Consider the following 12,232-nt stretch of genomic DNA (forward strand, 5'->3'; position numbering starts at 1 on the left):
CTGGGGTCCTTGGCCGGGGTGGGGCAGATCCAGGGGCTGTAGGAGTTGCTCGGGGAACGCTGGCGGCAGATCTGGTCCTTGCCCGACGACCGGGTGCCGATGAGGATCGGGGCGCCGGGGGCGGCGGCGATCGTGCGCGGCTCGCCCAGGGAGCCAACGCCGAGGGACGTGATGGCGCTGCCGCTGATCGGCATCAGGAACGGCAGGGTCTGCGAGTCGCGCTTGGCGCGCCCGAGGACGGCGAGGGTGCTGTAGTCGCGCCAGGCGACGTCGACGGCGTCCTGCAGTTCCGAGCTCACGGGCAGGAACGAGCCGACGTCCACGGAGCCGTCCTCGGCGTGGGCGATGCGGCCGATCTGGATCTGGGGCCGTCCGTCGACGCGGGCGATGACGGCGGCGCGGACGCCGTCCCGGGCGACGCGGAACTCCAGGACCTCGCGGCCGCCGAGGCCCCAGTGCGCGGCGCGCACGGGCGGCTTGCCCCGGGGACGCACCCAGAGCCAGGACTCGTCATCCTTGCTCTCCACGACCCAGAGCGTGCCGTCGCGGCTCCAGGACGGGGCGGTGAAGCGGGCCCCCTTCCGCGCGTTCAGCAGGACGCGGGGGGCGGGCGTTCCGGTGACGGGGGCGGCGACGAGGACCTGGTCGGCCCCGGCGCTCAGACCGGCGAACTCCTGGTAGTCGGGGGCGACGGCCGGGTGGGACATGCTGCCGGCCGCGCCGGTCACGACCGGCTGGGCACGGTCGCTCTCCAGGGTCCCGATGAAGCCGGACGGCCCGACGACGTAGGCGTTCTGGTGGGTCTCGTCATGCGAGACCCGCCCGTCCGGGGAGTTGGCCTCCCAGGCGTGCACCGGCTGGGTGGACTCCATGCCGTCGGGTGTGACGGTCTCGCCGTCGATCTGCAGCCGCCACCGCTTGATCTCTGAGAGCTGCCGCATGGTCCAGCTGAGTTGCGCCGACATCCGCTCGACGTTGCCGTGGCGTGCCTCCTTGGTGAGGTCCACCGTGGCGACGTCCTTGTCGACCTGGACGCCGCGCCTCAGGCGGGTCCCCTCGGGAAAGGCGGTCTGCACAGCGCCCTTCAGCCAGGATGTCGGGCCGGTCAGCAGAGCGTGGACGAGCTGGGTCGGCAACTGCTGCCGGTTGACGACCGGCAGAGATATGCCGTTGGGGACGAGCGTGTGCCTGTCCGGCGCGAAGTAGAACAGGTTGACGGTCCGCATGGCGCGTTCGACGTCGTCCTTGGTGAGCAGCAGCGCGGACTTCCCGTCGCCGGGCACGCTGGTGATGCGCCAGAGGCCCTGCTGGGTCTTGGCGAGCTGGAACGTGGCGTCGAGTTCCTTCGGGGACGCGGTGTACTGCCCGTCGGAGGCGATGGTGCCGAGCTCCTCGCCGGTGATCCTTACCGTGGCCTGACCGTCGGACGACTTGATGACCTGCGGGTCGGTGATGCGGCCCGCCAGAACGGTCACGGAGGGCCGCAGGCCCGGATTCCAGGAGTTCTGCCTGCTGAGGTAGTGCTTGGCGACCTTGTGGTTGTCGTCGAAGCTCGCGGACGCCGCGAGGAATCCGGAGACGATCTGGGCCGGCCCCCATTCGGGGCGCGGCTCCACCGGGATCAGGCGGACGTACGCGTCGTCGACGCGTTCGGAGCGTTCGGCGGGTTCGCCCGCCACGACCTGCCCGCCGCTCGGCACGTTCGCGCACCCGGCTCCGCCCAGCAGGAGGGCGGCGACCGCGAGGAGGCCCGTGATCCGCTTGGTCATTCCTGGACCTCCAGCTCCGCGAACAGCGGACGGGCGTCACCGGCCCCTGGAGGGACGAGCGGGAGCGGCGAGCCCCGGAGTTCGGCCCCGGACACGCGCGGCAGCGAGAGGCGGAACTGGGAGCCCACACCGGCCTCTCCCCACGCCTGCAGCCATCCGCCGTGCAGTTGCGCGTCCTCCCGGGAGATCGACAGGCCCAGACCGGTGCCGCCGGTGGTGCGGGCGCGGGCGGGATCGGCGCGCCAGAAGCGGTCGAAGACCATCTGCCCCTCCCCCGGCTTGAGGCCGACCCCGTGGTCGCGGACGGAGACCGCCACGGCGTCACGGTCGGCGCCGACGGACACGATGATGTCCTCACCGTCGCCGTGCTCGACGGCGTTGACGAGCAGGTTGCGCAGGATGCGTTCGACGCGGCGCCGGTCGACCTCGGCCATGCACGGCTCCCCGGGCAGTTGCAGGACGACCTTGCTGCCCTTGCGTTCCGACAGTCCCTGGATGTCGCCCACCACGCGCAGGACGAGGTCGCGCATGTCGAGGGACTCGGCGTCCAGTGTCGCCGCGCCCGCGTCGTGCCGGCTGATCTCAAGGAGGTCGGCCAGTAGGGACTCGAACCGCTCCAGCTGGCTCTGCAGCAGTTCCGCGGACCGCCCCACGGACGGGTCGCCGAAACTGTCGCGGTTCTCGTAGAGCATGTCCGCGGCGATCCTGATGGTGGTCAGGGGCGTGCGCAGTTCATGGGACACGTCGGAGACGAACTGGCGCTGCACCTGGGAGAGGTCTTCCAGTTCGAGGATCTTCTCTTGCAGGTTCGCGGCCATCTCGTTGAACGAGCGGGCGAGACGCGCCAGATCGTCCTCACCGCGGACCTTCATGCGCTCTTCCAGCCGTCCCGCGGCGAGCCTCTGCGCCCCCTGGGCGGCAAGCCGCACCGGTATGACGACCTGGCGCGTCACCAGCGAGGCGATCGCGGCCAAGAGCAGCACCAGGACGATGCCGACACCGGCCATGGACCGCCCCACAACGGTCAGCGTCCGCTGTTCCTCCCCCAGGGGGAACAGGTAGTACAGCTCGAACTGGCCGGTCTTGCCTCCCACGATGAGGCCGCTCTCGGACGGGCGGTCGCCGACGTAGGACAGCTCCCCGTAGGTGTAGGCGCGAGTGCCCCCGGGCGCGTTCTTCAGCTCCTCGCGAAGCCGCGGCGGGACGCTCTCCTGACGCAGTTCGTTGGTCGTGTACCCGTCGAAGTACTGCTCCGTCGTGTCGCGGATGTAGACCTCGTACAGCCCGGACGGGCCGCTACGGGCCCTCAGCCGGTCGATCGTGGTGTTGAGCCTGCTGTCGTCTCCTGGCGAGTTGCCCAGATCGCGCTGTACCTGCGCCAGGCCGTCGTCCAGCTGGAGGCGCGCCGCCTTGATCTTCGCGTCCATCAGAGCGGACGACACCTGCTGCATCAGGAACGCGCCCAGGATCGCCACCACGATCGCCGAAATGAACAGCGTGGACGTGACGACGCGGACCTGGATCGACCGGCGCCAGCGCGTGTACCCGCTGCGGACGGCCCCCCGCAGGCTGCGCTGGACGGCGCCCAGGGCACGCCGGACGAACCGCTTCGCCCTCTTCATCTCGGCGTTCATGAGAGGCCCGCGAAGCGGTTCGGCCCGCGAGAGCGCGGGTTTCCGGGGGAATGCTGGACGGTCATCGGCGCGCCACGGGGGATACGTCGGATCGAGATATGTCGGGTCGAGCTAGGTCTGGCCGGGATGTACGCCGGTGCGGGGTGGCGGCGGGTCGGGACCGCGCCGGTCAGGCGGGCCCCGCCTTGTAACCGACGCCGCGCACGGTGACGACGATCTCGGGGCGTTCCGGGTCCCTTTCGATCTTGGCGCGGAGTCGCTGCACGTGCACGTTCACCAGGCGTGTGTCGGCGGCGTGCCGGTAGCCCCAGACCTGCTCCAGCAGGACCTCGCGGGTGAACACCTGGCGCGGCTTGCGGGCCAGGGCGACGAGGAGGTCGAACTCCAGCGGGGTCAGCGGGATGTGCCGGTCGCCGCGCTTGACCGAGTGGCCGGCGACGTCGATGGCGATGTCGCCGATCTGCAGGGTCTCCGGTGCGGGCTCGTCGGTGCGCCGCAGGCGGGCGCGTACGCGCGCCACCAGCTCCTTGGGCTTGAACGGCTTGACGATGTAGTCGTCGGCACCCGACTCCAGGCCGAGGACGACGTCCACGGTGTCGCTCTTCGCGGTCAGCATGACGATCGGCACGCCGGACTCGGCGCGGATCTGGCGGCAGACGTCGATGCCGTCCGCCCCGGGCAGCATCAGGTCGAGCAGCACGAGGTCCGGCCGGGTCTCCCGGAACGCCTCGAGCGCCTTGTCGCCGTCGTGGACGAACGAAGGTTCGAAGCCCTCGCCCCTCAGCACGATGCCGAGCATCTCGGCGAGCGCGAGGTCGTCGTCGACGACCAGTACACGTCCTCTCATGGCCCTCATCGTCACAAAGTCGGGGTTCGGTGGAGTGAGTGCTCTTCATCCTCACCAGGGCCGGCGGACGCCGGCTCCCGCGAGACGCCGGACGAGAAGTACTCGGCGGCGCGATGCTCCGGCCCCACCTCGCCAGGGAGAGATATGCCTTGGCGTGCAAGGTTACCCGCGTTTGCGTCGTACATGGCTCTCCCGGGATCCGAGGGACGGCACGGAATTGTAGGGGCGGCTCCCGAAACCCGCGCAAGACCTGGCCGGACATGCGGAATTCGGCGTCCGCCAAAGCCGGTAGTGTCCCGGATCGGCACGCTGCGGCCCGGTGACGGCATTCGCGGCACCTTGCCCGTGACAGGATGACCTGACCGGTGGTCGCGGCGGGCCCGGAGGGGGCCCGGGGGCCGACCGGGCAGACTCTCGACGGAGATCGCAGGAGCCGAGATGCCGGGACCGGACGGCCGGGACGACGACGTGGACGCCCTCGACGGGCAGGGCGTCCCCTTCCGCCCCATGTCCATCTCGGAGATGCTGGACGGCGCGATCGCCGGTATCCGGCGGCGTCCGCGCACGTCGCTCGGGCTCTCGGTCGCGATCAGCACGGTGATCCAGGTGACGAGCTCGATCGTCGCGTACTTCTTCGTCGGCGACGAGGCCCGCGACGAGGTCACTCCGGACGTGCTCCTGGAATCGCTCGGCGCGCAGCTCACGCTGACGATGCTGGGGCTCGTGCTGTCGGCCTGCGGGATCCTGCTGCTGGCGGGGCTGCTGGCGCCGATTCTGGGCCGCGAGCTGGTGGGCATGCCGATCGCGCCCAGGCAGGCGTGGCGGGACGCGCGTCCGAGGATCGGCCGGCTGGCCGCCACCGCCGCGGCCGTCATGGGGATCTCGCTGGGCGCGCTGGTCCTGCCCCTCGTTCCGTTCTTCCTGTTGATCGCCGCCGACGCCGATCCCGGCGTCGCCGTGGTCGCAGGCATTTTCGGTTTCCCCATCGGCATCGGGCTGATGGTGTGGCTTTACCTCCTGTACGTCCTGGCCGTCCCAGCGGTCGTCCTGGAACGGCAGACCGTCGGTGGTGCGCTTCGCCGCGCGGTGACCCTGTCCAAGGGGCGCTGGTTCAGAACGTGCGGGACGCTTCTACTGGCTTTGCTCATAACCGTTTTCATGGGCTTCTTCGCGCTGCGGATCCCGTTCCTGTTCGTGCAGCTGATTTTCTTCGGTGACTCTTCTGGCGGTGATTCGACGATCGGCGCGCTGGCCGTGGACACGGTCGGGCGCATCGTCAGCTGGTCGGTGGTGCTGCCGTTCAACGCCGGTGTGATCGCGTTGCTCTACATGGACCGGCGGATGCGCCGCGAGGGCTTCGACCTGGACCTGCGCACCAGGGGACGTTCCCCGTCCACTCCATCGGCGGGTAGCGCCGGAGGCGAAGGCCCGGCCGCGGACGGCACGCCGGCGGACGGCACGGCCCGCGAGGAGGATTTCGTCGACCTGTGGCGGACGGGCCCGCAACGGGTGCGTCCGGGGACGGGGGCATACCCATGACCGTGTTCGGGGCACTCGATCCCGTCGGCCGCGACGACGCCCGTGAGATGGCCCGCCGGGAGCTGGACAAGCAGATCTACCAGCGGGACGAGCCGTCCTGGCTGGAACGCGCCTGGGACGGCTTCTCCGAATGGCTGCAGGACCTGTTCAGCCAGACGGCCCGTCCCGAGTCGCAGGGCAGCGGGAGCGGCTGGGTGTCGGTCATCGTCATCGTCCTCATCGCGATCGTCGCGGTCGCGCTGGTCGCGTGGCTGATGCGGGGCCGCGGGAACCCGCGCTCCCGGCAGGACCCGCTGCTCGGGGACGAGCCGTCCACGGCGCTCGACCACAGGGACGCGGCGGAACGGCTCGCCGAGGCCGGGCGGTGGGCCGAGGCGATCCGGGAGCGGCTCCGCGCCGTGGCCCGCGACCTGGAGGAGCGGGCGGTGCTGTCGGCGCGTCCGGGACGTACCGCCGACGAGCTGGCCGCCGAGGCGGGCGAGGCCGTGCCCGAGCTGGCCGGCGACCTGCGCACCGGCGTGCGGATCTTCGACGACGTCTGGTACGGCGACCGTCCCGGCACCGCCGACGGATACGCGCGGATGAAGGAGCTCGACGAGAGGCTGCGCGCCGCGCGGCCGAAGCCGCTGGTGGACGACGACCTCACGCTCGCGGGGGCCGGCGAGGACGGAGGCCCGCGATGGTGACGCGGACGCCGCCGCCCCCGGGCGCGCAGACAGGGCAGAACGGCGGGCCGGGCGGCCAGGGCGCGGAGCCGTCCGCGCGGCAGGTGGCCGGGCGCCGCTGGCGGTCGGCCCGCGGGGTGGTCGCGGTGCTCCTCGCGATGGTCGTGATCGCCGTGATCCTGGCCGCGCTGCGGCCCTCGACCTCGCCGCAGGCGCTCGATCCGACGTCGCCGAAGCAGGACGGCGGCCGCGCGCTCGCGGAGATCGTCCGCCAGAACGGGACACCGGTGACCGTGGCCAGGGACGCCGACGACGCCGTCGGCAAGTCCGGGCCCGGGACCGTCATGGTGGTGACCCGCACCGAGCGGCTCACCGGGGAGGAACTGACGCGGCTGGCCGACGCGCAGGTCGATCTGCTGCTCGTCCGGCCCACGTCGTTCGCCCTGTCCGACCTGGCGCCGCGGGTGCGCAAGGACGGCCCGACCTTCGAGGACGCCACCGAACCGGGCTGTTCGCTGCGAGGCGCCACGCTCGCGGGCTCCGTCGCGCTGCACGAGTCCGAGACCTATGAGGTGACGCCCTCCGCGACGGGCTCGGTGACGACGTGTTACAAGACCGAGTACGGCAGCCCCAGGGTCGTCCAGGTGCAGTACACCGGGAAGACCGTCACCGTGCTGGGCTCTGCCTCGCCGCTGACGAACCGGCGCCTCACCGAGGAGGGCAACGCCGCGCTCGCCATGAACCTGCTCGCCCCGAACGGGGGCGACCCCGGCTCCTCAGTGGTGTGGCTGGTCCCCGACATACCGGAGGGCGGCTCAGGGGCTGGACAGCAGTCGCTCAGTGACCTGCTCCCGTTCGGCGTCAAGCTGTTCCTCCTCCAACTCGTGGTCGCGGTGCTCCTGGTCGCCCTGTGGCGGGGGCGCCGCCTCGGCCCGGTCGTGGCGGAGGCGCTGCCGGTCGTCGTGCGCTCGGCCGAGACGGTCGAGGGACGCTCCCGCCTCTACCGTGCGGGGCACGCCCGTGACCGCGCCTCGGACGCGCTGCGCTCGGGGGCGCGCGAACGTCTCGTCCCGCTGCTCGGGCTCCCCCGCAGCAGCGCGCAGGACCCGTCCGCCGTGCAGGAGGTCGTCACGGCGGTCGCCCGCCGTACCCCCTACGACGAGACGTACGTCGGCGCGGCCCTGTACGGTCCTGAACCTTTGGACGACGCGGGGCTCATCGCCCTCAGCGACGTCCTCGACGACCTGGAAAGGCAGGTACGCCAGTCTTGAACCACCCAGTAGAGCTCGGGAAGGACGACGTGCCCGGCGGCGCGGGCGCCTTCGGCAATACTCCGCCGAGCGGGATCTCCGAGGAGGCGCGGCGCCAGGCCGAGACGGCCCGTGCGGCGCTCACGGCGCTGCGCGGTGAGGTCGCCAAGACGGTCGTCGGCCAGGACTCCGTGGTGACCGGTCTGGTCATCGCGTTGCTCTGCCGCGGCCACGTGCTGCTTGAGGGCGTCCCCGGCACGGCGAAGACGCTGCTCATCAAGACGCTGTCACGCGCACTCGACCTGGACTTCAAGCGCGTCCAGTTCACCCCTGACCTGATGCCCGGTGACGTGACCGGATCGCTGGTGTACGACAACCGCACCGCGGAGTTCGATTTCCGCGAGGGTCCCGTCTTCACCAACCTCCTGCTCGCGGACGAGATCAACCGGACGCCGCCGAAGACGCAGGCTTCCCTCCTGGAGGCCATGGAGGAGCGGCAGGTTTCGGTGGAGGGCTCCGCGCGCGCTCTGCCCGACCCGTTCGTGGTGTGCGCGACGCAGAACCCGATCGAGTACGAGGGCACCTACCCTCTGCCCGAGGCCCAGCTCGACCGGTTCCTGGTCAAGCTGACCGTGCCCGTCCCCACCCGGGACGAGGAGATCGCCATGGTGCAGCGGCACGCGGCCGGTTTCGACCCGCGTGACCTGTCGGAGGTGCAGGCCGTCGCGGGCGCGAGCGAACTGGCCGCCGGCCGGGCCGCCGTCAGGGCCGTCCACCTCGACCCCAAAGTCGCCGCCTACGTCGTGGACCTGTGCCGCGCCACCCGGCAGTCCCCGTCGCTCCAGCTGGGCGTGTCCCCGCGTGGCGCGACGGCACTGCTGGCCACGTCCCGCGCGTGGGCGTGGCTGTCGGGCCGCGACTACGTGACGCCGGACGATGTGAAGGCGCTGGCCCGGCCGACGCTGCGGCACCGTGTCCAGCTTCGTCCCGAGGCGGAGTTGGAGGGCGCGACGGCCGACGGCGTGCTGGAGGGCATCCTCGCCCACGTCCCCGCCCCGCGCTGATGGCGCTGACCGGACGCCTGGGGCTGCTGGCGCTGCTCGGCGCGCTCGTCCCGCTGTTCGCGCCGAGCTGGTGGGCGCTGCTCGCGGTGTGGGGCGTCCTGCTGCTCGGCGTCGCCGCCGACCTCGCCTTGGCCGGGAACGTGCGGGCCTTGCGTTTCCACCGCACGGGCGACAAGAACGTCCGTCTCGGTGAGACGGCCCAGGTGTCGCTGATCGTGGAGAACCTCGGACGGCGCCGCTTGAAAGCACGCTTGAGGGACGTGTGGCCGCCCAGTGCGGGCGCCACGCCCCGCATGGTCAAGGTGGACGTCCCCGCCGGTGAACGACGCCGCATCGAGATGACGCTGACGCCGACCCGCCGCGGCGACCGGAAGGCCGTCACGGTCGTGGTGCGCTCTGTCGGACCGCTCGGGCTGGCCGCGCGGCAGCTTTCACGTCCCGCCCCCTGGACGGTCCGCGCCCTCCCGGCGTTCCCGTCGCGCCGCCACCTTCCCGCCAAGCTCGCGCGGCTGCGGGAACTGACCGGCGCGCACATCGCCCTGATCCGCGGGCAGGGGACCGAGTTCGACTCCCTGCGCGAGTACGTGGACGGCGACGACGTCCGCTCCATCGACTGGCGGGCCACCGCGCGCCGTGGCGACGTCGTCGTCCGGACCTGGCGCCCCGAACGCGACCGGCGGATCTACATGGTGCTCGACACCGGCCGCACGGCCGCGGGCCGCGTCGGCGACATCCCCCGGCTCGACTGCTCGATGGACGCGGCGCTGCTCCTCGGCGCCCTCGCGTCCCGCGCCGGCGACCGCGTCGACATGCTCGCCTACGACCGGCGCGTCCGTGCCCGCGTCGAGGGCGCGTCCCGCACGGACCTGCTGCCCGCGATGGTGCACGCCCTCGCGCCGCTGGAGCCGGAGCTGATCGAGAGCGACGCCGCCGGGATGGTGTCGACGCTGATGGCGCGGGTCCGGCAGCGCTGCCTGGTCGTCCTGCTCACCGAGCTGAACACCGCCGCCATGGAGGAGGGCCTGCTGCCGCTGCTGCCGCAGCTCACCTCCCGGCACCTCGTCATGATCGCCGCGGTGTCGGATCCGCGCGTCGGGGAGATGGCGGCGGGACGCGGCGACCTCGCGTCCGTGTACGACGCGGCCGCCGCCGAACGAGCCCGCGCCGACCGCCGCCGCCTCACCGCCGAACTGCGCGGCCACGGCGTCGAGGTCGTGGACGCCCCACCAGAGGAGATAGCCCCCGCCCTCGCCGACGCCTACTTGGCGCTGAAAGCAGCAGGGCGGTTGTAGTTCCTTGCGGGTCGAGGCCGGTTCATCCGGATACCGGGGCCATGTCCGGGCGGAGGTCGGTGTCGCCGGTTTCGCCCTGGCGGGTCGCGCGGCGGCCGAGGACGAAGACGTAGGCGAGGAACGCGACCTCGGCGACGACGCCGATCCCGATGCGCAGCCACGTGATGTGGACCCAGCCGGTGACGAAGCCCTCGATGAGGCCGGACACCAGCAGCACCGCGATGAGGCCGATGGCGATGCTGACGGCGGCTCGCCCCTCCTCGGCGAGGGCCTGGCCGCGGCTGCGCCGCCCCGGATCGATGATCGTCCAGCCGAGTTTCAGGCCGCCGGCGCAGGCGAGGTAGACGGCGGTGAGTTCGAGGAGGCCGTGCGGGAGGATCAGCCCGAAGAACACGTCGCCCTTGCCGTAGGCGAACATCAGGCCGCCGGTGATACCGAGGTTGACCTGGTTCAGCAGCAGGACGTAGACCGTGGGGATGCCGAGCAGGATGCCGAATATCAGCGCGACCGCCGACACCCAGGCGTTGTTGACCCATACCTGGAACGCGAACGACGCCGCCGAATGCTCGGTGTAGTAGTTCGCGAAGTCGTTCTCGACGAGGTCGCGGATCTCGTCCGGTGTCCCGACGCTCGCCTGCACCTCGGGGCTCTGCACGACCCAGATCGCCAGAGCCAGCGACACCAGGTTGCCCAGGACGGCGCAACCGAGCCACCACCACCGCATCCGGTAGGCGACCGCCGGGAACGACACCGTCGCGAACCGGGTGACGTCCCGCCAGAGCGGCGCCTGCGCGCCGGCCACCGCCGCCCGGCCCCGCGCCACGAGCGAGGACAGCCGTCCCACGAGCTGGGGGTCGGGCGAACTCGACCGGACGACCGACAGATGCGTCGCGGTCCGCTGATAGAGCTCGACCAGCTCGTCGGCCTCCGCACCCGTCAGCCGGCGGCCGCGGTTGATGAGCCACTCAAGTCGCTGCCACTCGGCGTTATGCGCGGCCACATAGGCGTCAACGTCCACCCGGGGAGACTAACGTCTTCTCCTGTCGAACCGGCAAAATAGACTCTGCCCCGGCAATCGCCCAGGCCCCGGGCAATCGGAGGATCAGGACATGGCCGAACTCGTCACCGGCGAGGCCGTCGCGCTCGACATCCGGGTCGCGCGCCTGGCCAGCCGTGGCTGCGCCATACTGCTCGACCTGATCTTCCAGCTGGTGCTGGTCAACCTCGCCGTCTACGTGACGGCGATGACGGCGTTCGTCGCCGACGACGCGTGGACGGTCGGGCTGACGCTGCTCGCCGTCGTCGCCGTGGTGGTCGGGTACCCGTGCGTGTTCGAGACGCTGTCGCGGGGCCGGACGCTGGGCAAGATGGCCGTCGGGCTCCGCGTCGTCTCCGACGACGGCGGGCCGATCCGGTTCCGGCAGGCCCTGGTCCGGGCGCTGGCCGGCTTCATCGAGTTCTGGACGCTCTACGGCTCGCCCGCGCTGATCACCTCGTTCTGCAACCGGCGCGGCAAGCGGCTCGGCGACCTGTTCGCCGGGACGATCGTCATCCAGGAGCGGGGCCAGTCGGTGTTCGTGCGGCCCGTGGCGGTCATGCCGCCGCAGCTCGCCTGGTGGGCCCGCTCGCTGGAGCTGTCGATGCTGTCGGACGAGCTGGCGATGACGGCCCGGCAGTACCTGTCGCGCTTCTGGGAGCTGCTGCCGGAGTTCCGCGACTCGCTGGGGCAGCGGATCGCGTCGCAGGTCACCGAGGTGGTGAGCCCGCCGCCGCCGCATGGGGTGCGCCCAGAGATCCTGCTTTCGGCCGTCCTCGCCGAGCGGCGGCACCGCGAGGAGTGGCGGCTGGCCCAGCGCCGGGCACGCCGCTTGCAGCGCCTCGGCTGGACGTCCTGGGTCCCGGCCGCGGCCCCCGCGCCCGCGATGGCGATGGCCGGGCATCCGCCGCCCGGCCCCGCGCGGCAGGGCCCGCCCGCGCCGCCGCCGTTCAGCACTCCCGCTCCGGGGCAGCCGCAGTTCCTGCCTCCGCCCAACTACGGCGCGGGGCCGTACCAGGACGTCCTGAACGCCCCTCGTCCACCCGCTGACGGCCCTTACCCAACGGGCCAGTACCCCGCAGGCGGACCGCCCCCGAACGGCCCGTACCCGCAGGCCGGCCCCCGGCCCGGCCACC

Annotated in this window: 10 protein-coding genes; 6 read left to right on the forward strand and 4 right to left on the reverse strand. The window is 71.9% G+C overall.

From position 1 onward, the window contains the following. From E1285_RS38160 to mtrA, 3 genes are all read right to left on the reverse strand, one after another. Positions 1–1,769 (reverse strand): LpqB family beta-propeller domain-containing protein (locus E1285_RS38160; RefSeq protein ID WP_132159474.1); only part of this gene is annotated, 1,769 nt, incomplete at its 3' end. Beyond that, a complete protein-coding gene (gene mtrB / locus E1285_RS38165; protein ID WP_243723341.1) occupies positions 1,766–3,391 on the reverse strand; it encodes an MtrAB system histidine kinase MtrB in 1,626 nt (541 codons plus the stop codon). The genes E1285_RS38160 and mtrB, both read right to left, overlap by 4 nt. Before the next feature lie 181 nt (positions 3,392–3,572). Next, positions 3,573–4,250 (reverse strand): MtrAB system response regulator MtrA, encoded by a 678-nt coding sequence (gene mtrA, locus E1285_RS38170; RefSeq protein ID WP_132159476.1) that lies wholly within the window; start codon positions 4,248–4,250, stop codon positions 3,573–3,575. A 438-nt stretch (positions 4,251–4,688) separates the two neighbouring features. On the opposite strand from mtrA, the gene E1285_RS38175 reads away from it, so the two are divergent. The 5 genes from E1285_RS38175 to E1285_RS38195 all read left to right on the forward strand — a co-directional run bounded on the left by E1285_RS38175 (position 4,689) and on the right by E1285_RS38195 (position 10,060). Then, a complete protein-coding gene (locus E1285_RS38175; RefSeq protein WP_132159477.1) occupies positions 4,689–5,789 on the forward strand; it encodes a hypothetical protein in 1,101 nt (366 codons plus the stop codon). Then, positions 5,786–6,475, forward strand: coding sequence for a DUF4129 domain-containing protein (locus E1285_RS38180; protein WP_132159478.1), 690 nt, complete (start codon positions 5,786–5,788; stop codon positions 6,473–6,475). Before E1285_RS38175 ends, E1285_RS38180 begins: the two co-directional genes overlap by 4 nt. Then, positions 6,469–7,725: a DUF4350 domain-containing protein gene (locus E1285_RS38185; RefSeq protein ID WP_207947120.1), complete on the forward strand. Its 1,257-nt coding sequence runs from the start codon at positions 6,469–6,471 to the stop codon at positions 7,723–7,725. Before E1285_RS38180 ends, E1285_RS38185 begins: the two co-directional genes overlap by 7 nt. A 74-nt stretch (positions 7,726–7,799) precedes the next feature. Next, entirely contained in the window at positions 7,800–8,768 is a 969-nt protein-coding gene (locus E1285_RS38190) for a MoxR family ATPase (protein WP_243723342.1), read from the forward strand. Beyond that, complete coding sequence (locus E1285_RS38195) at positions 8,768–10,060, forward strand: DUF58 domain-containing protein (protein WP_132159480.1); 1,293 nt, start codon at positions 8,768–8,770, stop codon at positions 10,058–10,060. The genes E1285_RS38190 and E1285_RS38195 overlap by 1 nt, the downstream gene beginning before the upstream one ends. Positions 10,061–10,082: 22 nt before the next feature. On the opposite strand, the gene E1285_RS38200 is transcribed toward E1285_RS38195, so the two are convergent. Then, positions 10,083–11,078: a stage II sporulation protein M gene (locus E1285_RS38200; RefSeq protein WP_132159481.1), complete on the reverse strand. Its 996-nt coding sequence runs from the start codon at positions 11,076–11,078 to the stop codon at positions 10,083–10,085. A 91-nt stretch (positions 11,079–11,169) separates the two neighbouring features. Between E1285_RS38200 and E1285_RS38205 the strand changes: the two genes are divergently transcribed. Then, the coding region (locus E1285_RS38205) for an RDD family protein (RefSeq protein WP_132159482.1) at positions 11,170–12,232 on the forward strand (1,063 nt) is incomplete at its 3' end.

Source organism: Actinomadura sp. 7K507, assembly GCF_004348425.1.
In the GTDB taxonomy this organism is placed as follows: domain Bacteria; phylum Actinomycetota; class Actinomycetes; order Streptosporangiales; family Streptosporangiaceae; genus Spirillospora.

What these genes read in the sequence shown, in the direction of transcription:
- mtrA (WP_132159476.1), bottom strand. Translation starts at nt 4,250, where the DNA reads ATGAGAGGACGTGTACTGGTCGTCGACGACGACCTCGCGCTCGCCGAG.
- E1285_RS38185 (WP_207947120.1), top strand. Translation starts at nt 6,469, where the DNA reads ATGGTGACGCGGACGCCGCCGCCCCCGGGCGCGCAGACAGGGCAGAAC.
- E1285_RS38175 (WP_132159477.1), top strand. Translation starts at nt 4,689, where the DNA reads ATGCCGGGACCGGACGGCCGGGACGACGACGTGGACGCCCTCGACGGG.
- E1285_RS38180 (WP_132159478.1), top strand. Translation starts at nt 5,786, where the DNA reads ATGACCGTGTTCGGGGCACTCGATCCCGTCGGCCGCGACGACGCCCGT.
- mtrB (WP_243723341.1), bottom strand. Translation starts at nt 3,391, where the DNA reads ATGAAGAGGGCGAAGCGGTTCGTCCGGCGTGCCCTGGGCGCCGTCCAG.
- E1285_RS38195 (WP_132159480.1), top strand. Translation starts at nt 8,768, where the DNA reads ATGGCGCTGACCGGACGCCTGGGGCTGCTGGCGCTGCTCGGCGCGCTC.